The 20,081-nt window shown below is 59.2% G+C and carries 17 protein-coding genes; 6 read left to right on the top strand and 11 right to left on the bottom strand.

Annotated features, from left to right (window positions below):
• Positions 1 to 50: 50 nt before the first annotated feature.
• Both fhuB and GGQ73_RS10075 read right to left on the bottom strand, forming a co-directional pair.
• On the bottom strand, positions 51 to 2,048 hold the full coding sequence (gene fhuB, locus GGQ73_RS10080) for a Fe(3+)-hydroxamate ABC transporter permease FhuB (RefSeq protein WP_183895969.1): 1,998 nt from the start codon (positions 2,046 to 2,048) through the stop codon (positions 51 to 53).
• Positions 2,032 to 2,910 carry an ABC transporter substrate-binding protein gene (locus tag GGQ73_RS10075; protein ID WP_183895967.1) on the bottom strand — a complete coding sequence of 293 codons (879 nt, stop codon included), beginning with the start codon at positions 2,908 to 2,910 and terminating at the stop codon, positions 2,032 to 2,034. The genes fhuB and GGQ73_RS10075 overlap by 17 nt, the downstream gene beginning before the upstream one ends.
• Before the next feature lie 158 nt (positions 2,911 to 3,068).
• Here GGQ73_RS10075 and GGQ73_RS10070 point away from each other — a divergent pair, with 158 nt between their 5' ends.
• Positions 3,069 to 3,869 carry an ATP-binding cassette domain-containing protein gene (locus tag GGQ73_RS10070; RefSeq protein ID WP_183895965.1) on the top strand — a complete coding sequence of 267 codons (801 nt, stop codon included), beginning with the start codon at positions 3,069 to 3,071 and terminating at the stop codon, positions 3,867 to 3,869.
• 8 nt (positions 3,870 to 3,877) lie between these two features.
• Here GGQ73_RS10070 and GGQ73_RS10065 read toward each other — a convergent pair whose 3' ends face one another.
• The 3 genes from GGQ73_RS10065 to GGQ73_RS10055 all read right to left on the bottom strand — a co-directional run bounded on the left by GGQ73_RS10065 (position 3,878) and on the right by GGQ73_RS10055 (position 6,421).
• Positions 3,878 to 4,297 carry a DUF4174 domain-containing protein gene (locus GGQ73_RS10065; protein ID WP_183895963.1) on the bottom strand — a complete coding sequence of 140 codons (420 nt, stop codon included), beginning with the start codon at positions 4,295 to 4,297 and terminating at the stop codon, positions 3,878 to 3,880.
• Between the two features lie 75 nt (positions 4,298 to 4,372).
• On the bottom strand, positions 4,373 to 5,530 hold the full coding sequence (locus tag GGQ73_RS10060; protein WP_183895961.1) for a ceramide glucosyltransferase: 1,158 nt from the start codon (positions 5,528 to 5,530) through the stop codon (positions 4,373 to 4,375).
• 123 nt (positions 5,531 to 5,653) lie between these two features.
• Positions 5,654 to 6,421, bottom strand: coding sequence for an EAL domain-containing protein (locus GGQ73_RS10055; RefSeq protein ID WP_183896148.1), 768 nt, complete (start codon positions 6,419 to 6,421; stop codon positions 5,654 to 5,656).
• 188 nt (positions 6,422 to 6,609) lie between these two features.
• Between GGQ73_RS10055 and GGQ73_RS10050 the strand changes: the two genes are divergently transcribed.
• The 5 genes from GGQ73_RS10050 to GGQ73_RS10030 all read left to right on the top strand — a co-directional run bounded on the left by GGQ73_RS10050 (position 6,610) and on the right by GGQ73_RS10030 (position 12,934).
• Complete coding sequence (locus tag GGQ73_RS10050) at positions 6,610 to 8,127, top strand: helix-turn-helix transcriptional regulator (RefSeq protein ID WP_183895959.1); 1,518 nt, start codon at positions 6,610 to 6,612, stop codon at positions 8,125 to 8,127.
• A gap of 175 nt (positions 8,128 to 8,302) precedes the next feature.
• Positions 8,303 to 8,482 carry a CsbD family protein gene (locus GGQ73_RS10045; protein ID WP_183895957.1) on the top strand — a complete coding sequence of 60 codons (180 nt, stop codon included), beginning with the start codon at positions 8,303 to 8,305 and terminating at the stop codon, positions 8,480 to 8,482.
• Between the two features lie 60 nt (positions 8,483 to 8,542).
• Positions 8,543 to 8,884, top strand: coding sequence for a BON domain-containing protein (locus GGQ73_RS10040; RefSeq protein WP_183895955.1), 342 nt, complete (start codon positions 8,543 to 8,545; stop codon positions 8,882 to 8,884).
• On the top strand, positions 8,881 to 9,396 hold the full coding sequence (locus GGQ73_RS10035) for a DUF992 domain-containing protein (protein WP_174153919.1): 516 nt from the start codon (positions 8,881 to 8,883) through the stop codon (positions 9,394 to 9,396). Before GGQ73_RS10040 ends, GGQ73_RS10035 begins: the two co-directional genes overlap by 4 nt.
• Positions 9,397 to 9,541: 145 nt before the next feature.
• Complete coding sequence (locus GGQ73_RS10030) at positions 9,542 to 12,934, top strand: class I SAM-dependent DNA methyltransferase (RefSeq protein ID WP_183895953.1); 3,393 nt, start codon at positions 9,542 to 9,544, stop codon at positions 12,932 to 12,934.
• Between the two features lie 37 nt (positions 12,935 to 12,971).
• On the opposite strand, the gene GGQ73_RS10025 is transcribed toward GGQ73_RS10030, so the two are convergent.
• The 6 genes from GGQ73_RS10025 to GGQ73_RS10000 form a co-directional block, all read right to left on the bottom strand.
• A complete protein-coding gene (locus GGQ73_RS10025) occupies positions 12,972 to 13,436 on the bottom strand; it encodes an NfeD family protein (RefSeq protein WP_183895951.1) in 465 nt (154 codons plus the stop codon).
• 1 nt (position 13,437) lies between these two features.
• Entirely contained in the window at positions 13,438 to 14,502 is a 1,065-nt protein-coding gene (locus tag GGQ73_RS10020) for an SPFH domain-containing protein (RefSeq protein WP_174153916.1), read from the bottom strand.
• Positions 14,503 to 14,606: 104 nt separating this feature from the next.
• Positions 14,607 to 15,656: a ferrochelatase gene (gene hemH / locus GGQ73_RS10015; RefSeq protein WP_174153915.1), complete on the bottom strand. Its 1,050-nt coding sequence runs from the start codon at positions 15,654 to 15,656 to the stop codon at positions 14,607 to 14,609.
• A gap of 218 nt (positions 15,657 to 15,874) precedes the next feature.
• A complete protein-coding gene (locus GGQ73_RS10010; RefSeq protein WP_183895949.1) occupies positions 15,875 to 17,779 on the bottom strand; it encodes a 5'-nucleotidase C-terminal domain-containing protein in 1,905 nt (634 codons plus the stop codon).
• 206 nt (positions 17,780 to 17,985) lie between these two features.
• Positions 17,986 to 18,357 (bottom strand): outer membrane lipoprotein Omp10, encoded by a 372-nt coding sequence (gene omp10, locus GGQ73_RS10005; protein WP_174153913.1) that lies wholly within the window; start codon positions 18,355 to 18,357, stop codon positions 17,986 to 17,988.
• A gap of 155 nt (positions 18,358 to 18,512) precedes the next feature.
• The gene (locus GGQ73_RS10000) at positions 18,513 to 19,961 is read right to left on the bottom strand and encodes a homospermidine synthase (protein ID WP_183895947.1); all 1,449 of its coding nucleotides are present in this window, start codon (positions 19,959 to 19,961) and stop codon (positions 18,513 to 18,515) included.
• Positions 19,962 to 20,081 lie beyond the last annotated feature (120 nt).

Raw genomic sequence — 20,081 nt, 5'->3', positions numbered from 1 at the left:
TTTGATGATATCAAACGCCTGCGCATGTCGCGGGCGTTTTTGCGTGTGGCTTATCCCGATCTCTTCGATGCCATCAGCCACAGCAGGTAGGGGCCGCCGATAAGGGAGGCAAAAAGGCCAACCGGGATTTGGTACGGATAGATGACGACCCGGGACAACCAGTCGGCCGCCATCAATAGGCCTGCACCGATGAGGAGGGCGGCAATAAGCTGGTGGTTCGGTTTCTGGAAGCCGATGAGCCGGGAAAGGTGGGGCGCGATGAGACCCGCCAGGCTCAAGGGTCCCACCAGGAACGACGCGATCGCCGTCATCAGGGCGGCCAACATCGCAAGCACCAATCGGGCAGAGACTGTCTTCACACCGAGGCTGCGAGATACGGCGTTGCCGAGCGGTAGAATGGTGAGCCATCGGGTCATGAACAGCACCGGCACTGTCAGCACCACCAACGCGATGATCGCCGTCCAGGCCTCGAAGGCGCCTGCGCGGTTTGTCGATCCGAATAGCCACGTCAGAAGGGTGAAGCTGCGCATATCGCCTTGCGCCAAGACGATGCTGATGATGGCCATGGAAAAGGCGCTGATCGCGATGCCTGCCAAGAGCAGGCGTTCGGCAGCAAGGCCGGACCGTCCGGCGACGGCGATCATGACGAGGAAAGCCGTGAGAGCGCCCACGGCCATGCCTGCCATCATCACCACGGGTGAGGGGAAGCTGACGAGGAAAAGCGTGACCGTCAGGCCAACGCCGCCGCCTGTCGAAACACCCAGCACTTCCGGACTGGCGATGGGGTTTCCGGTCACCCGTTGCATGATGAACCCGGCTGCGCCCAACATGGCGCCAGCACCGCCCGCTGCCATAATGCGTGGCAGCCGGAACGGGAGGAGGTCGGCAAAGGATTTCCCGAAGGCCATGTGCCAGCCTTCAGTGGACTGGCCCAAGCTGATGACGGCGATGAACAGAATGGTGATGGCTGTTGCCAGAACAGCCAGTGCCATCACTGGTTTGCGCAGCGGTCGCAGCGCGGTGGCGGCACTGGCTGTCACCATTGAAAAACCCTGCACGCGGGGCAGGAGCAGCAAAACAAGTGGGCCGCCCAGAAGTGCCGTTGCGGCTCCAGTGGGGGCGATATCAGCAAAACCCGAACCCAGCAATTGCGTCAGGCAATCGGTCAGAAACAGGATGGCCGCGCCTGCAAGCGGTGCGACCGTCATGATCTGTGCCGTGGTGCGCGCACCGCACAGCCGTGCGACGCTGGGCGCCGCCAGGCCCAGAAAGCCGATGATGCCGACGAGCGCTGTGACCGACGCCGAAAGCCAGACAGCCAGCAGCAGGACAGCAAACCGGGTGGCGTGGAGCGCAACGCCCAAGCTTTTGGCGCTGGTGTCATCCAGCGCGAGAAGATTGAGCGGGCGCATCAGCGCCCAGGCTGCGAGAAGCCCCGCGGCGAGTTTCGGTACGAGCGAGATTACACCGCTCCAATCCTCCTGGTTCAGCGCGCCTGCGCCCCAGATGTGGATGGACAGCGCATATTCGCCGCGTGCCAGAATGAGCGCGATGCTGAGAGAGGCCGCGATGAGGCTGACGATCATGCCCGAGATCGCTACTGTGACCGGATCGAGCCCGCGCCGCCAGCTGAGTGCAAGCACGATAGCGATGGCCCCGAAACCGCCGCCGAGCGCGATCAGTTCCCGCGACAATCCGCCCAAAACAGGGACAATGCCGAGGCCCAGAGTGAGAGCCAACTGCGCGCCGGATGCGATTCCCAGCGTCGATGCATCAGCGATCGGGTTGCGCAGCACCCGCTGAAGCAATGCGCCCGACAGACCAAGGGCCGCACCGGCAAGAAGCGCGATGCTGGCACGTGGCAGGAGGCTGTGCCACAACAAAATCGTGTCGAGGGCAGCAGCAGAGGGTGTGTCTGGCGGAACATGCGGGCGCGAGATGACAAGCAGCACGAAGGCGGCGATGCAGGTGATGCCGAGCATGGTGGCGAAGATCGGCCCTGACGTACGTGTTCTCTCTGGCACAATAAGACTAGCCGTTCTGGACATGGGACAATCCTTGCACCAGCATATCGGCAAAGCGGCTTGCGGCGGGTAAAGCGCCGTAGGGGTTGACGGACCCGATTGTCAGCACGCGCCTCTCCCGCACGGCAGGCAGAGCGTTCCAGAACGTGCTTTTGGTCAGCGTTTCCAAGGCGTCTTGCGGGTGCGGCGGTATCAGAATGATGGTAGCATCCGGCATGGAGGCCAGCGTCTCGATGCCAACAGGCGCCGTTGCCGAATAGCTGGTGGCGCTTGTCCACGCATTGGTGAGGCCGATGCGTGTCAGAACCTCGCCGAACATGCTGTCTGCGCCAAAAACGCGAAAATGGCGTGCATCTCCCAGATTGATCAACAAAACAGGCTTGCTGTCGGCGCTGGAAAATGTGGTTTTGTAACGTTCTAGCCTTTCCACGAGATCCCCGACCAAAATCTTGGCCGCCGGTAGCTCGAGCTTCTCGCCGATTTCCAGCGTTGCTTTTTGTGCAAGTTGATAAGGGTTTTTGTCGGCGACGTAGATTGCGTGGCTTTCCACAGGCGCTATTTGTTCGATCAGCGGATCCGCCCAGGCGTAGAAATTCGAGTTGAAGATGATATCGGGACGGGCCGCATAGAGCGCTTCGAAATTCGGTGTGCCGCGCAGGCCGATATCCGACGTTTGGGCCGGCACGTCGGGCTTTACCGCCACCTGGGCAAATTGCCGAAGCTCGGTTGCAGCCACGACATGTGCGCCGATGGCTAATAGTGTTTCCAGAAGAGCCCAGTCAAGCGTTGCAACGCGTGGCACCGCAGGTTGAGCGCCTGCGCGGCTGGTCACAGCAAAGGTGGCAGCCGTTGCGGCAAGCAGGGTCCTGCGGGTCAGGCTTGGCATGTCCGGTGTCTCTCCTTGCCGGTATCGGATGGTTCGATATCCAGACGCCGGGCTTCAATAAACTTGCATTCGTTTATCAACTTTGTGTATGGCGTCAATATCGATGGTCTTTGACCAGAATGTTCCAGCCTTAAACGAAGTCCGTGTGGATATGCCCTATGCCCGACGTGTCGAAAGCCCGCAAATCGCCTGTTCTGTCGCTGACGGATGTGAGCTTTTCCATCGAGGGACGCACGCTTTTGCATCCGTTGACGCTTAAACTGGAGGCGGGCAAATCCATTGCGCTGATCGGCCATAACGGCTCCGGCAAATCGACGCTTTTGAAACTGATCGGGAGACAGCAGAAACAAAGCGGTGGCAGCATCCACTTTGAGGGCAAGCCTCTCGATGATTGGAGCGCACGGGATTTTGCCCGGCGGCTTGCCTATCTGCCGCAGAGAACACCTGCTGCGCCCGGCATGCTGGTTCGTGAACTTGTGGCTCTGGGGCGTTACCCCTGGCACGGCGCGCTGGGGCGGTTCGGAGCGAGTGATCAACAAAAGGTCGACGAGGCCATTGAGTTGACCGGCATTGCGCCCTTTGCCGAGCGCATGGTCGATAGCCTTTCAGGCGGAGAGCGCCAGCGTGTTTGGCTTGCCATGCTGGTTGCGCAGGATGCGTCATGCCTGTTGCTGGATGAGCCGATTTCCGCGCTGGACATCGGCCATCAGCTGGAGGTGTTGTCGTTGACGCATGCGCTGTGTCGCAAGAAGGGCATCACCGTTATCACCGTGCTGCATGACGTGAACATGGCCGCGCGGTTCTGCGACGAGATTGTCGCATTGCGGTCGGGACATTTGATTGCCTGTGGCACGCCGCAGGAGATTATGACGACCGATGCGCTTGCCCGAATCTATGGTGTGCAGATGGATATTCTTCACCAGCCATCCAGCGGACGTCTGGTCGCGCTGGCGCAGTAGGGCACTGCCTAGTTCTGGCCTGCCCGGCGCATGGGCATGCGGTCGATCAGATCAAATAGCGCGACGCTGCCGACAACATCCTCGCTGCGAAGCTTGACGCCACCATCCTTGCCGATCAACACAGCCTTGAAGCTGTTTCCATCGGCGCCAGCTTCGCGGGCCAGCGCTTGCGCGTCGATACCGCCCGTATTTCCGAAGATCGGCGTGACGTTATTCTGGGTGACATGCAGCACGACCATGTCACGATCTGCCAGTTCGGCTTCCTCCGCGCGGATCGTGGTGATCTGCTTTTTGACCTTCGCGTCGTCCGTCTGGCCAAAGACCAGCAGGACCCGGTTTTTCCATGTGAAATGCGACAGGCTATCCATGCTCCACCCTTGTGTGTGCGACGCCAGCAGCAGGGCTGCGGCCAAAACAAGCTTTTTCACGGTCTCATACCTCACTATGAGCACGGGGAACGCAAAATGCACGCTTCTGGTTCTCACACGGTTTGGTGTTCCGCGTTATGAAAGCTCGGCGGCGGAAGGAGAAAGGCTGCTCCGGTCGGTCGCCACTGTCATCTTATTGCCGCGCCATGAGACGGAGGAGCCCAGAAGGCTTTTGATCCAGATGGCAGGCAGGAGAATGTCGCGGATCATCATGGCTGGGACGCTTCGCCATGAGGTGTGCCAGCCCGCGCGTCTGGCGAGGTAGAGCTCCGGCAGGTAAAAGCCCGCGATGACAGCACCTGCGCCCGCGAGAACCAAGGTCATACCGGCTCCAGCGAGGAAGAGCGCTGCAATGGTCAGCAGCAGAGGCGGGACCACACCGACGAAAATTTCTGGCGCGAAGAACAGCGGGAATGTGACGCGCCGCAGCCTGCCCCAGCGGGTTTGTCGAGACCATATCTCGCCGAGGCTGCGTCGCCCGAGCGGCTGCTCGAACGGAGACGAGACGAGATGAACATTCAGGCCGGCTGCCCGCACCAGCTTGGTGGCCGCTGCATCCTCGGCAATTTCAGCTCCCAGCGCCTCGATGCCACCCCGCGCATCGAGAAACGGTTTGTTCCACAGCATCGTCTTGCCCTGCGCGAAACCGTTGCCCAAGGCTTCCGCCGAATACTGATAACGGGCCTGGAACGTGTTGAGAAAGCAGCATTCGACCTCGGCCCACAGGTCTTGCGGCCGTGAGCCGATGGGCGGGGAGCAGACGAGGCCGGTGTCGTTGCGCCACGCCGCCATCAATGTCGTGATGTAGTCTGATGGCATTAACACGTTGGAATCGGCCAGCACCACCCAGTCATGGGCCGCTGCCCGCCAACCCTTGACGCAATTGTTGAGTTTGGGATTGGCGCTGATCCTGTCGTCGCCGATCAGCACTCTTGCGCTGATGTGCGGAAAGGCTGCCAGGTGTGACTGGACCTCTTTGATGACCGGATCGCTCCTGTCCGCCACACAGAAGATGATTTCGTAGTTCGGCCAGTCCAGAGTGAAGGCACGCGAAATCGTCAGCGGTGTGAAATTCTCGATGCCGCGCAGGGGAATGATAAGGGAAACAGGCGGTTTTGATGAGGCAAATACAGTGGGGAGCGGCGTTCGTTTCAACCGGACCGTTGCAAGCGCGATACTTAAAAGATGCACGAAGAGCAGGATGAGCGCGCCAACAACAAGGGCAATGTTCATGCGAGATCAACCTCCGCGCTTCGGTTCACGAGTCAAAACCGGCTTTGTGTTGATACAGCAATTATAACGCGTTCATGACAGGCGCGTGTCACGCGCCCGGTCTTTCCCCATCATACAAGCCTGTCAAACCGCGTGCGCAAGCGGCGGAGCAAACAGTGCTGGAACGGCCAGAGTCTCGAAGCTCGGTTTTGCCAGCAGGTATCCCTGGATGAGACTGACGCCGAGGTCTTTCAGCACCGACATCTCCCCGTAGGTTTCAACGCCTTCGCACAGGGGCGTGATGTTGAGTTCAAACAGCATGTTCAGCGTGTGCTTGACGATGATGCGTCTGGAGATATCGGTGTCGATACCGCGGATGAGGTCCATATCCAGCTTGACAATATCAGGTTGAAAAAGGGTCAGCAGGCCGATGCCCGAATGTCCGGCACCGAAGTCATCAATGGCGGTCTTGAAGCCCATATCCCGATATGTTCGCAAGATGTCGAGCACGTGCTTGGTGTCGAGCTTTTCGTTTTCGGTAAATTCGAAGATGATGCGGTTGAGCGGAAACCCTGTCTTCATCGCCGTCTGCAAGGTCAGGCGGATACAGGCGCGTGGCTCATAGACGGCGTTCGGCATGAAATTGATCGACAGTTTCACGTCGTCTGCAGGATCGTAGAGCTTTGCGGCAAGCTCGATGGCCTTGACTCGGCATTGCTGGTCGAACGCGTAGCGGGTGTCATCACTGACGCGACTTAAAACAGAGCCTGCACCTTCTCCCGTCGGGCCGCGCACCAGCGCCTCATGGGCGAAGACCTTGCCTGTTGTGATGTCGACAATCGGCTGGAAAGCCATGGAAAATGGTACGTCAAATGCTGCGCCGTCGCGGCAACCATTGCACTGTGTGGGCATTGGCAAGCTCTCTCTCTTCGATATTTTCGTCACATTAGAGGATAAGGGATTAAGCCTTTGTTGCCGCCGTGCTGCCCATCACAACTTTTGCGCTATGACAATGCTCTTCGTGTGTCCACCGCTCGCTTTTCGCCTCGAGAGACGGCATGATGATCGCACATGATTTGTCCACGCAGCCGAGACACGAAATGAACGATGCTCCCCAGCAGCCACCCAGGATCAACCGAGGCAGTCTTCAGGAACTGATTGGCGGTTTGAGCGATGGCATCATTCTTGTGGAGCCAAATGGCGATATCGTCTGGGCCAATGTATCGGCCCTTGAGATGCACCGCGTCGACAGCATCGAAGATCTGGGTGCCGATGCCAGGGACTATCGGCGCCGCTTCACGCTGCGCTATCGGAACAACCACCTGCTGGACGAGGGGCAATACCCGCTCGAACGCCTGCTGGCGGGAGAAACGATCGACGATGTGACGGTGGAGATATCACCTGCCGACGATCTCGATCTGGTTTGGGTGCACACCGTGCGCAGCATGATCATTTCCGATGGCACAGACAAGCCGGATGTTCTGGCGCTGATCCTGCGCGACGAGACGCCGCGTTTCGAGGCCGAAGAACGGTTCGAGCGCTCTTTCAACGCCAATCCCGCGCCGGGTCTCATTTGCCGGCTGGATGACCATCGCTTCATTCGCGTCAATGAAGGCTTTCTGGAAATGACGGGATTTTCCAAGGAAGACGTGGTCGGCAAGACGGTCGAGGCGATCGGTCTGTTTTCGAACTGCGACACGGGCGAGGATGCCTTGACCAAGCTGAACGATGGCCGGGTGATCCGCCACCGCGAGGCGCTGGTGCCGTTGCCCGATGGTGGCGACCGGCTGGTGATCGTGGCCGGAGAACCGATCTCTGTGGTCGAGGAGCCGTGCATGCTCTTCACCTTCGCCGATCTCGATGCCAGACGAAAAGCCCAGAACGCCCTGCGCCAAAGCGAGGAGCGCTTTTCCAAATCCTTCAAGCTTTCGCCTGCGCCCGCTGCGGTTTCGCGACTGGACGATTTTGTGTTTACGGAGGTCAACGACGCGTTTCTACAGATTTCCGGTTATGGTGTGACCGAAATTACCGGGCGCACGGCAAGCGATCTTCGGCTGTGGGAGGATGTTGCCGCACGCCGTGCGCTGGAGGAAAAGCTGCGCGACAATATCTTTGTTCGCAACGAAGCCATGCGCATGCGCCAGAAGGACGGTGGTACGGCCGACTGCCTCGTCTCGGCAGAGCGGGTGGAGATCAATGACGAGCAATGCGTCATCTGGGCCCTTCAGGACGTGACCGAGCGACGCCGCAGCGAAGCGCAGCTTGTCGAAGCCATCGAAAGCGTGATGGCCGATACGTCCTGGTTCAGCCGGTCCATCGTCGATCGTCTGGCGACGCTCAAGCACCAGTCGAGTGCTGCCCCCACCGCGCAGCTGATGGAGCTGAGCGACCGCGAGCGTGAAATTCTCGGCCTCATCTGCAACGGCCAGACCGATGCCGAGATGAGCGACACGCTGCATCTGTCCAAGAACACGATCCGCAATCACATTGCCTCGCTCTACGGCAAGATCGGCGTCAACCGCCGCGCGGCGGCGGTCATCTGGGCACGCGAACGCGGTTTTACCGGCACGAGTGACAGCAAAAACGGGACAGGCGCCAAGGCCAAAACCGGAAAATAATCAAAAAACGGGCAAGACTCCGTAAAAAAGGTCATTTTCTACCAATTCGAATAGTATTTTTCGCTCTGCAAAACCTTGTCGGGCGGCTGTATCTCCTATGGCATGACGTTGGCTCCATCGCGGGCTCCCCACCGACGTCAGACCGTTAAAAACACAGTTTTAGGAAGGATACATCATGGATAAGAACCGTATCGAAGGTGCCGCCAAGGAACTGAAGGGCACAATCAAGGAAGCTGCCGGCAAACTGACCGGCAACAAGAAGCTGGAAGCCGAAGGCCGTGGCGAAAAGATCGCCGGCGATGTGCAGAGCACAGTCGGCAAGGGTGTGGACGCTGTCAAAGGCGCGTTCAAGTAAACGTCGACCCAGAGCCGGGCTCGCCAAACGGCGTGCCTGATCAACGGAGGCAAACCCACCATGTTTTTCCCCGTCTTCTCCCCGTCATCGGAGACATCGTCCGGCCAGTGTGCAACCAGTGCCGCGATCAAATCGTTACTGGCCTACGCACACGGTCTTGAAGACTGCCGGATCGACGTGGAGGTTTCTTCGGGCGTCGTCACGCTCACCGGCAGCGCCACGTGCGTGGCGGCCGTGGACAAGGCGATCGGGATTGCCGCCGACATTTCGTCCGGGCCCGTCTTTGCCGACATCGATGTGCGAGAAACGTGCCTGACCCCACCCAAGCAGCCAGTCCGTGGCCCGAAGAGGGATCAACGGACATCTGGCAAAATTCTTCAGATGAAAAGAGACATCACATGAAAAAGACACTGATCCTCGCGCTTGCAGGCGCAATGGCCATGACCTCCGCCGCTTCTGCCGCCAGCAACCAGCACTCAAGAAAGCCTGTTGAAAAGGTTGTCAGCCAACCTAAGGAGCGTCTGGGCACGCTGTCTTGCGAAGTGGCAGGCGGCATCGGTCTTCTGGTCGGCTCCAGCCGCGCGGTCGATTGCCAGTTCAAGCAGCGCGCCGGCAAGGTGGAGCGCTACACCGGCACCATCGGCAAGCTCGGTCTTGACGTGGGCGTTACCGGCAAGTCCTACATCAGCTGGGTCGTGGTCAACACGGAGCCAACGACGATCGGTCAGGGCAGCCTTGCAGGCACCTATGTCGGCGCATCCGCCCGCGCGTCTCTGGGTATCGGTCTCGGTGCCAACGCGCTGGTCGGTGGCAACGCCAAGAACTTCGGCCTCCAGCCACTCAGCGCTGAATCCGGCATGGGCGTCAATGTTGCAGCTGGCGTCTCGCGCCTGCAGCTGCGCGCCGTTCGCTAAGACCTGATCTGAACGACGGACGCCCCTTTTCGTGATGGAAGGGGGCGTCTTTTCGTGTTGTGTGAAGGGGATATCATTCCCGCCTCTTGGCGTCTTCCGAAGGCTGCTTTAAGACAGACCTGAAGGCGAGCGAGGGGAATGAACAGTGCAGGCAGCGGTTGAGGCGTTCATTGCGCGTTGGCAAGGGCAGGAAGGCGGACAGGAGCGAGCGAATTATGCGCTGTTTCTGACCGAGATGTGCAGCCTGCTGGACCTGCCGCAGCCCGACCCGGCCTCCGCCTCGCCCGACACCAATGATTATGTGTTCGAGCGCGTGGTGAAGGAAACGACCCGCGACGGCGCTGTTAATTCCAAGCGGATCGATCTTTACAAGCGCAACTGCTTCGTGCTGGAAGCCAAGCAGAGCCGCCTTTCCGGTGACAAGAAGCTGGCAGACACTCCGACGCTGCCGGGGCTGGAAAGCGCGCCACGCGGACGCCGCGCCAGCGCCAACCGCGCCTGGGACGTGTTGATGATGAATGCCCGTGCACAGGCGGAAAACTATGTGCGCCTGTTGCCCGCAGCCCATGAGCCACCGCCCTTTGTGCTGGTCTGCGATGTGGGCCACTGCATTGAAATCTATGCGAATTTTCGCCGTGACGGTAAAGCCTACGACCAGTTCCCGGACCGCCGCTCGTTCCGCATCTATCTGGAAGATCTGCGCGACGAGACGGTGCGGGCGCGGCTGAAAGCCATCTGGACCAATCCCGTTTCGCTCGACCCCTCGCTGCATGCGGCAAAGGTCACGCGCGATATTGCCACCCGCATCGCCAAGGTCAGTCAGGCGCTGGAAAAATCCGGCTATGCGGCGGAAGAGGTGGCCATGTTCCTCATGCGCATGCTGTTCACCATGTTTGCCGAGGACGTGCAGCTTCTGCCGAAGGATTGCTTCAAGGACCTGTTGAAGGACTGCGCGCAAAAGCCGGAGATTTTTCCCGGCATGATGGAAGACCTGTGGAAGGCGATGGATGAGGGCGGCTTTACCGCCACCATCCGCCAGAAGGTGAAAAAATTCAACGGCGAGTTCTTCAAGAACCGCAAGGCGCTGAAGCTTGCCAAGGAAGAAATCGGCGAGCTGGTGGCGGCTGCCAACCACGACTGGAAAGACGTGGAACCGGCCATTTTCGGTACGTTTCTGGAACAGGCGCTGGACCCCACGGACCGGCGCAAGCTGGGCGCGCATTACACGCCGCGCGCCTATGTGGAGCGGCTGGTCATCGCCACCGTGATCGACCCCTTGCGGGCAGAGTGGGACAATGCCCGCTCCACCGCCGACCGGCAGAAGGCCGAGGGCAAGGCGGATGCGGCCATCAAGACCGTGCAGGCGTTTCATGACACGCTGTGCGAAACCCGCGTGCTGGACCCGGCCTGCGGCACCGGCAACTTCCTGTACGTCTCGCTGGAGCTGATGAAGCGTCTGGAAGGCGAGGTGCTGGAGGCGCTGGTCAACCTTGGCGGACAGGAAGGGCTGGCGCTGGAAACCCACACGGTCGATCCGCACCAGTTTCTCGGCATCGAGGTCAACCCGCGCGCCGCCGCCATTGCCGAGCTGGTGCTGTGGATCGGCCATCTGCAATGGCACTTCCGCAACCGGGGCGTCGCCCCGTCAGAGCCTATTCTGAAGGCGTTCAAGAATATCCAGAACATGGATGCGGTGCTGAAATGGGATGGTTACCCCATGCCCAAGGTGGTGGATGGCAAGGAAGCCTACCCCAACCCGCGCCGCCCGGACTGGCCAAAGGCCGATTATATCGTCGGCAACCCGCCTTTCGTGGGCGGCAAGGATATTCGCGCCCGCATGGGCAGCGCCTATGCCGAGGCGCTGTGGAAGGCGCATAAACACATGAACGAAAGCGCCGATTTCGTCATGTATTGGTGGGATCGGTCAGCTGAAATTCTGCTGAAACCCAAGAGCGCCCTCAAACGGTTCGGGTTCGTCACCACCAATTCCATCAGCCAGGTGTTTCAGCGCCGGGTGATGGAGGCGCATCTCAACGCCAAGAAACCGCTCTCGCTCATCATGACCATTCCCGACCACCCATGGACCAAGGTCACCCGCGACAGCGCCGCCGTGCGCATCGCCATGACGGTGGCGCAGGCGGGCAAGCATGAGGGGCGGTTGATGGAGGTAACCTCGGAAGAGGGGGTCGAGACGGACAGCCCGGTGATCTTGTTTGAGGAGCGCCAAGGGAAGATCAATTCGGATTTGACGGTTGGAGTGGATGTGACGATCGCAGAGAAACTTCGGGGAAATGAGGGAATTTGTTCTCCCGGCGTCAAACTGCATGGCGCAGGATTCATAGTGACGCCTCAAGAAGCTGAGATGCTCGGTCTTGGTACGAAGGCAGGACTGGACGCACACATCCGCCATTACCGTAACGGAAAAGATCTTACTGCGCGCGCTCGTGATGTGATGGTGATCGACAATTACCCTATGTCGCAAGAGGAGTTGAGATCACGGTTCCCGGCCGTTTATCAGCATGTCGCGACCAAGGTGAAGCCTGAGCGAGAAGGCAACAACATGGAGTTTCGCCGTGTCAATTGGCACTGGTTTGGGGCGACACATGAAATGTATCGAGCATTCGCGAAGGGACTAGCTAGACTAGTAGTTACACCAGAGACCGCCAAGTATCGCGTCTTTCAATTTCTTGATGCCTCGATCTTACCAGACAATAAGTTGGTCGCCATCGGCTCGCAGGATGGCTCTACGCTGGGTGTTCTGTCCTCAAGATTACATGTGATATGGGCCATGAGAACTGGCGGTTGGCTTGGTGTTGGCAACGACTCTGTCTATGTCAAATCCCGCTGCTTCGACCCCTTCCCATTCCCCGACGCTACCGACATCCAGAAAGTCACTATCGGCGCGATTGCCGAGGAACTGGATGCGCATCGCAAGCGGGTTCTGGACGAGCATCCGCATCTGACGCTGACGGGGCTTTACAATGTGCTGGAGCGGTTGAAGGCGGGGGCGAGGCCGGATGAGTTGAACGAGAAGGAGCGGCGCATTTTTGATGATGGGCTGGTGCTGATCATCAAGGAGTTGCATGAGCGGCTGGATGCGGCGGTGGCGGATGCCTACGGCTGGCCTGTCGATCTGGCGGAAGAAGAGGTGCTCGCGCGGCTGGTGGCGCTCAACAAGGAGCGGGCCAAGGAAGAGAAACGCGGTCTGGTGCGCTGGCTGCGGTCGGATTATCAGATCCCCCGCTTCGGCTCCGACAAGGAAAAGGCCGAGCAGATCGAGGCTGATTTTGGCGAGGCGGCGGTGGCCAAACCCGGGCCAAAGCCGAGTTTTCCGACCGACGAGCGAGACCAGACGCCCGCCGTTCTGCACCAGCTTATGGACGCGGAAGGACCTGTCGATGCTGCCACAATTGCCAGCAGCTTCAAGCAGGGTCGCAAGTGTTTGGGGGCCGTGCAAGCGGTGCTGAACGCCCTGTCTCGCATGGGGTTAGTGTCGACGGTGGATGGGAAGCGCTTCGCGTGGCGGCGGGTGGCTTAGACCGTTGCTCCCTTGAACGGGGAAACGCGCTGAGGCTTTAGGTCTCGATTTTCTCGACCACCAAGGTTCGGCCATGGGCGGAGGCGATGCGAACGCGGGTGCCGGCGGGCAGGTCATCGCCTTGCACCGGCCACCAGGTATCATCCAGCCGGATGCGGCCACGCGCTTCGGCAATGGGTTCCTGCAAGGTCGCGGTTCGGCCGATAAGGCTGGCTTCACGCTGGTTGAGGAAGGGCTCGTCGGTCTTGGCGTGATCGCGGCCGTAATAGCGGCGACCCAGAATGGCGAAAGCAACCGACAGCACGGCAAACAGTAGCAGCTGGACGTGCCAGCTCCATAGTGCCGTATCCCACAGCGCCAGCGAGATGGCGCCGATGACGAGGGCGGCGGCACCGATCCAGATCAGGAACACGCCGGGGGCGACGAGTTCTGCGGCCAGAAGGATGGCTGCGAGGATCCACCAGCTCCACGGCCCCAGATCGATGACGAGCCTTGCGATCATCTCATCTCTCCGAGGACGGGCCGAACGGATTGTTGGGTATGGTCACGCTGATGGTATTGGCTGTCGGGCGGCTGGAAGACGGCGGAACGGAGCTGCGCTGGCGTGCCGGGGCCGGTGTTTCGGGTGCAGCGGCGGCGTCACTGTTCTTGCCGAACACGTCCTTGGCGATGGCACCGATGCCGCCGAGCGAGCCGATCAGCGACGACGCCTCCATCGGCATCAGCACGATCTTGGAGTTCTTCGCGGTGCCGATGGCGGCCATGGCCTCGGTGTATTTCTGGGCGATGAAGTAGTTGATGGCGTGGATATCACCGGCCGCGATGGCTTCAGACACCATGCGGGTGGCGTTGGCTTCCGCTTCGGCCAGACGTTCACGCGCTTCGGCATCGCGGAAGGCGGCTTCGCGCTGGCCCTCGGCCTCGAGAATGGCAGATTGCTTGGCACCTTCGGCGCGCAGGATCTGCGCGTTCCGGGCGCCCTCAGCTTCCAGAACCTGGGCGCGCTTTTCGCGCTCGGCCTTCATCTGGCGGGCCATGGAATCCACCAGATCCTTCGGTGGCGCGATATCCTTGATCTCGATGCGGGTGACCTTGATGCCCCAGGGGCCGACGGCTTCATCGACCACGCGCAGCAGGCGATCATTGATGGCATCGCGGTTGGACAGGAGCTCGTCCAGATCCATTGAGCCCATAACCGAGCGAATGTTGGTCATGGTCAGGTTCTGGATGGCAAATTGCAGATTGGTAATCTGGTAGGCGGCCTGTGCCGCATTTAGAACCTGATAGAAGGCGACGGCATCTGCCGAAACGCTGGCATTGTCCTTGGTGATGACCTCCTGGGTCGGAATGTCCAGCACCTGTTCCATAACGTTCAGCCTTGCGCCGACGCGTTCGATATAGGGCGTGAGGATGTTGAGGCCGGGCTCCATGGTGCGCGTGTAGCGCCCGAAACGTTCCACCGTGTAGCGATACCCCTGCGGAACCGTCTTGATGCCGGCAAACAGCGTCAGAATGACGAGCCCCACGACGACGATCACGACAATATCGAAACCACCCAGATCAAACATCCCCATCTCCCTCATATGCTGGCAGGTGTCAGAGCAACTCCAGCAAAAGTGTATCGCGGTTTTGCGTCCGGAGTTGCGTTAAGACAAAAGACCGCAGGCTGCGGTTACACCCAGCCCTGCAACTCCCTGCGTACAACCTTTTCGAGAACCCGCATACCCTCTGAACTGTCGTTCAGGCAAGGGATATGGGAAAATTTCTCGCCGCCGTTGTGGTGAAAAATCTCGCCTGCTTCGCCTGCGATTTCTTCAAGGGTTTCCAGACAGTCCGACACAAAGCCCGGATTCATCACCGCGATGCGCTTGACGCCCTCCTTGGCCAGCCGCTCCACCGTCTTGTCGGTATAGGGCTGCAACCATTCTTCCGGTCCGAAGCGGGACTGGAAGGTGATCATGAAACGGTCCTTGTCGAGCCCCAGCTTTTCACGCAGAAGACGACCGGTTTTCATGCACTGGCAATGATAGGGATCGCCTTTCTTGAAGTAGGATTGTGGAATGCCGTGGAAGGAGGCAATGATCTTTTCCGGCTCCCAATCCAGCGTCGCCAGATGCGTTTTCACGGAGTTGGCGAGCGCATCGATATAGGTGTCGTCGTCATGATAGGGCGGCACGGTGCGCAGCGCAGGCTGCCAGCGCTGCTTCATCAGATACTCGAAGGCCTTGTCGTTGACGGTCGCCGTGGTTGCTGCCGCAAACTGCGGATAGAGCGGAAACAGCAGGATTTTTTCACATCCTTGCGCCTTCAGCGCGTCCATGCGTTCGGCAATGCTCGGTTTGCCATAGCGCATGCCCCAATCCACCACCACGTTGGGCAGGTCGGTCAGCATTTTGGCCAGCGCCTCGCCCTGGTTGCGGGTGTAGGTGCGCAGGTAGCTTTCGTTCAGGTCGTGGTTCCAGATTTCCTCATAAGCCTTGCCGACCTTTTGCGGGCGCTTGTTCAGCACGATGCCGTAGAGAATGGGGTACCAGAACAGTCGCGACCACTCGATCACACGCTTGTCGCTGAGGAATTCCGCCAGATACCGGCGCATCGACCTGTAGTCGGTGCCATCGGGCGTGCCGAGATTGACGAGGAGGACACCGACCTTGCCGAAGGCGACCTTCGGGTGGTCTGGCGGGAAATGCGCTGTTTGAAGCGTGGAGTTGTCTGCGATCATGAAATCGTCCTGAACCTGCATTGTTTGCCAAGCCATACGGCTTGATCTGCACCATGGATCATCTTGTAGAGTATCGGTGCGGCAATCTGAATTGAATTCTGCCGGTCGCGACGTGACATTTCAACGCGTAACAGTCTTGGCGCTTTTCCGTGTTGAGTGGACGGAAATGAAAAAAGCCGGCCCGCACCACGGACCGGCTCTCTCGTATGTGTCTGATATCAGTTGGCGGGAACGTTCAGCTCTTCACCGACCTCGATATGGTTCGGACGCTTCAGCGCATTGGCTTCGGCGATCTTCTTCCACTCGGCCCCGTTGCCGTATGTCTCGGTAGCGATTTTCCAAAGGGAGTCACCGCGGGCGACCACGTATTTCGCTGCGTTCGCCGATGTCGTGGTTGCCGGTGCAGCAGGTGCTGCGGCGGCTGGAGTCGTTGCTGTCGCTGGTGCCTGCGCTGTGGTTGCCGGAGCAGGAGTGGCAGGCTTTGCTTCCTTTGGAGGTGCTACATAGTCAGCGGGTGTGACATCCGTCACGCGGCCATCGGTGTAAGGCTTGTAAGGGCTGTGCGAACCGATGTAGGTGGCAACGGCGTCTTCAAGGCTTGGTCCGAAGTCGTAAGCGTTAATGGCCTTGGTCGCAAAGGTCTTGAAGCCGTCGCCGCCGGTGCGGGTGTAATTGTTGGTCACCACGCCATAGGTTTTTTCAGGGTCGAGCTTGACGAAGGTGTCGCCTTCCTTGACCTCGACGGAGACAATGCGGCTCCCTGCTGGCTTGGAGCGGTCGAACGCGTATTTCAGGCCAGCCGTCTGCACGAAGCGGCCAGCGCCTTCCTCGATCTGGCTTGCGCCATTTTCAAGGGCTGCGACGAGATCGACGCCCTTGATCTGGAAGGTCGCGATGGAGTTCTGGAACGGCAGAACCGTCAGCACTTCGCCCATGGTGACGGGACCGGCATCGATGGAGGCACGCAAACCGCCGCCATTCTGGATGGCGATGGTGATGCCCTGATCCTTGACGCGGTCGAGCAGCGCATCCGACACAAGGTTGCCCATGGAGCATTCCTTGACGCGGCAGACTTCGCGCGCGCCTTCGATGGCGGCTTCGCTTGTGCCGATTTCCTTTTGCTTCATCTCTTCCAGCGGAGCGGCGAGTTCTGCCACGCGCTTGGTGAAGGCTTCGTCCGGGGTGACCGATGCGTCGAGCAGCTTGGGCGCGCCGCTGGTGGATTTGACCACGCCGTTGTCGTCGAAGGTGACCGAGAGGTCGCCGAGATATTTGGAATAGGCATAGGCTGTTACGATCGGCACGTCGACGCCGGAAGGGTCCTTGACGAGCGTGGGGTAGGGACCGGCAGCCTTCGGATCGGTGCTCGAAAGCAGCGTGTGGCTGTGACCACCGACGATGACGTCGATACCATCGACCGAGCGCGCGATTTCCTGATCCTTGACATAGCCGACATGGGACAGAAGAACGATCTTGTTGACCCCCTGATCCTGGATGTCCTTGACGGCACCCTTGAGATATTCGATCTCGTCTTCAAACGTCACCTTGTCGCCGGGCGATGAGGTTTCGTTGGTGTCCTTGGCCAGCACGGACACGACGGCGACCTTCTGTCCGCCCATGTCCTTGATGATGTAGCCCTTGAACTTGTCTTTCAGCTCGGAGCCATCGGCAATCTTGGTGTTGCCGGAAATGATGGGGAATTTCACCGCATTGATAAGCTTGAGCAGTTCTGCCGGGCCGTCATCGAATTCGTGGTTGCCGATGGCCATGGCATCGAAGCCGATGCCGTTCATGAACTCTGCCACGGGGCCGCTTTTATACTGGGTGTAGAACAGCGAGCCCTGGAACTGATCACCGGCATCGAGCACGAGAACATTCGCATTGGCACCCAGTTCGGCGCGGCGGGCGTCGATGGCGCTTTTGACGCGGGCGATGCCGCCGAAACATTCTTTCTTGTCAGCTTCCGCCGTGGAGCAGGTGGAGTCGAACTTGTTGATCGCTTCGATGCGCGAATGCAGATCGTTGATGTGGAGAATATTGAGTTGGTAATCGGCCAGAGCCGCACCGGCGGAAAGCGCAACGACCGAGGCGGTCATCAGGCCAAATCTCAAAATTCTGTTCATCGTCGTTTCTCTCCTGTTGTAAGCGAAAAGCTGAAAGGCTCGTCCCGGCCATCATAGCTAGTATGAAAGTGTGTCAGTCATTCAACGATGATGTTTTCATCTCGCAGCATCTGCCGCAAGTAGAATTATGACAGGTTTGCGCAAATAAAAACGCGCGCTGCACGCGCGCGTTGAAAGGAACGCCCTAGAGAGACTTGACGTCGGGATCAGCCCTGACGCGTCAGCGTGAACTGGCTGTTGCTGTCGGTCGTGCAGTTCAGCTGCGAACGGGAAATCATTGCGCAGTTGACGCGGGACTGGGTGTTGCGCACAAGCGATGTCATGTTGATCTCGTAAAGTGTCGGAGACAACGTCACATAAGTACCAGATGCCAGAAGCGTGTTGCTATCCGTCGAGCGGGTTGAGAAAGCGCCCGCCTGGAATGTCGAAACTATACCGTTCTTGTCAACCCAGCGACCGTCCACGGCCGGACCCTGCGGCATGGCGGATGCCATAGGGCGCGGGGATGGCGCATTGGGAGCGCATGAAGAGGCGGCAAATGCGGCCAGAAGCAAGGCTGCGCCTGTCTTGAAATTCATCTCTTTCGTCTCCTGCGATTCTTCCCGATCTACTTTGAAAGACCATGGATGGAAGTTTAATCTAATGCAAGCGAACGACGAGCGCTATGCACCGGTTCCCAGTACGTCTGACAAAAGCAGAGGCGTTGCAAACTGGCACCAGTGCTCGCCAGATGCTAGCCCCGCACCAGAATATTGCGGAACTGCCACGGGTCGCTGGTATCGATATCGTCAGGAAACAGGCCCGGTCTGCCATCGATCGGCGTCCACCCGGTGTAATGTCCTTCGACAGGGCCAAGGTAGCGCTTCTGGATGCCAAGGCAGCGGCGATAGTCGATCTCGTCGGCTTCCACGATCCCGGCTTGCGGGTTTTCCAGCGCCCAGACCATGCCGGACAGAACGGCCGAGGAAACCTGAAGGCCTGTGGCGTTCTGGTTTGGGGCAAGTTGACGCGCCTCTTCCAATGTCAGGCGCGAGCCATACCAATAGGCGTTCTTTTCGTGGCCGTAGAGCAAAACGCCCAGTTCGTCTGCACCATCTGCCAGTTCGTCTTCGGTCAGAACATGCTGAACCGGCTGGGCCGTGCCGCCATTGCCGAACATTTCATAGAGCGAGAGCACCGCATCATTGCAGGGGTGATAGGCGTAGTGGCAGGTCGGTCGGAAATCGACATGGCCGCGCTTGTCGCGCACGGTGAAGTAGTCAGAAATTGAAATCGCTTCATTGTGAGTGACCAGCAGGCCATATTGGGGGCCAAGCGTTGGGCACCATGTGCGCACGCGGGTGGTCGCGCCGGGCTGATCGAGAAAGATGGCGGCCTTGCTGCCTTTCTTTTGTTTCCTTGCGTTTTTCGGCATCCACTTCTCGTGACTGCCCCAGCCCAGTTCCGCTGGCTGCATGCCTTCGGCAATGAAACCTTCGACCGACCATGTGTTCCAGAAGGTGTTGAAGGGCTTCGGTTCCTTTGCGCGTTGCGTATCGCGCTCGGCAATGTGGACGCCCTTGACGCCGAGCGTCTGCATCAGCAGCGCCCAGCCTTCGCGGTCGTCGGCTACCGGTTCTTCGAATTCGAGGCCGGTGTCGTTTGCCAGATTGACCAGCGCCTGTTTGACGAACCACGACACCATGCCGGGGTTGGCACCGCAAGTGGAAACGGCCGTCGTGCCGCCGGGGCGCTTGGCTTTTTCCTTCAACATGGTTTCGCGCAGCGCATAATTCGTGCGCGCTGAATTGTCTGCGTCGGTGTCGAAGTAGAAGCCCGGCCACGGCTCGACCACCGTGTCGATATAGAGCATGCCGTATTTGCGGCAGAGTTTCATCAGATCGACGGAGGAGGCATCGACGGACAGGTTGACGCAAAAGCCCTGGCCTTCGACGTTCTTGATCAGCGGCTTCAAGACATCCTTGTAGTTGTCTTTGCTCAGGTGCGATCGGATGTGGCGGATGTTGCGGCTTTGCAGATACTCGGCAATGTCTTCTCTCGGATCGATGACGACGAGACGCGACATGTCAAATTTGAAATGCCGTTCGATCAACGGAAGCGTGCCGCGTCCGATCGAGCCGAAACCGATCATGATGATGGGACCGGTTATTTCGCCATAGATCGGGTATTCAACGTCCGTCATTCTGTCATTTCCTGTTTGAAGACAAGGCTTAAGCTAGATGATTAGTCCCCAACAATAAAGGGTAGCCGGATGACGGGCGTATGAAGCTTGGTCAAAAGGTAAATCGATATCTGTGCCCAA

This window comes from Rhizobium skierniewicense, assembly GCF_014196515.1.
GTDB classification, from domain to species: domain Bacteria; phylum Pseudomonadota; class Alphaproteobacteria; order Rhizobiales; family Rhizobiaceae; genus Agrobacterium; species Agrobacterium skierniewicense.
This window is presented reverse-complemented; position numbering and strand designations above follow the sequence as displayed.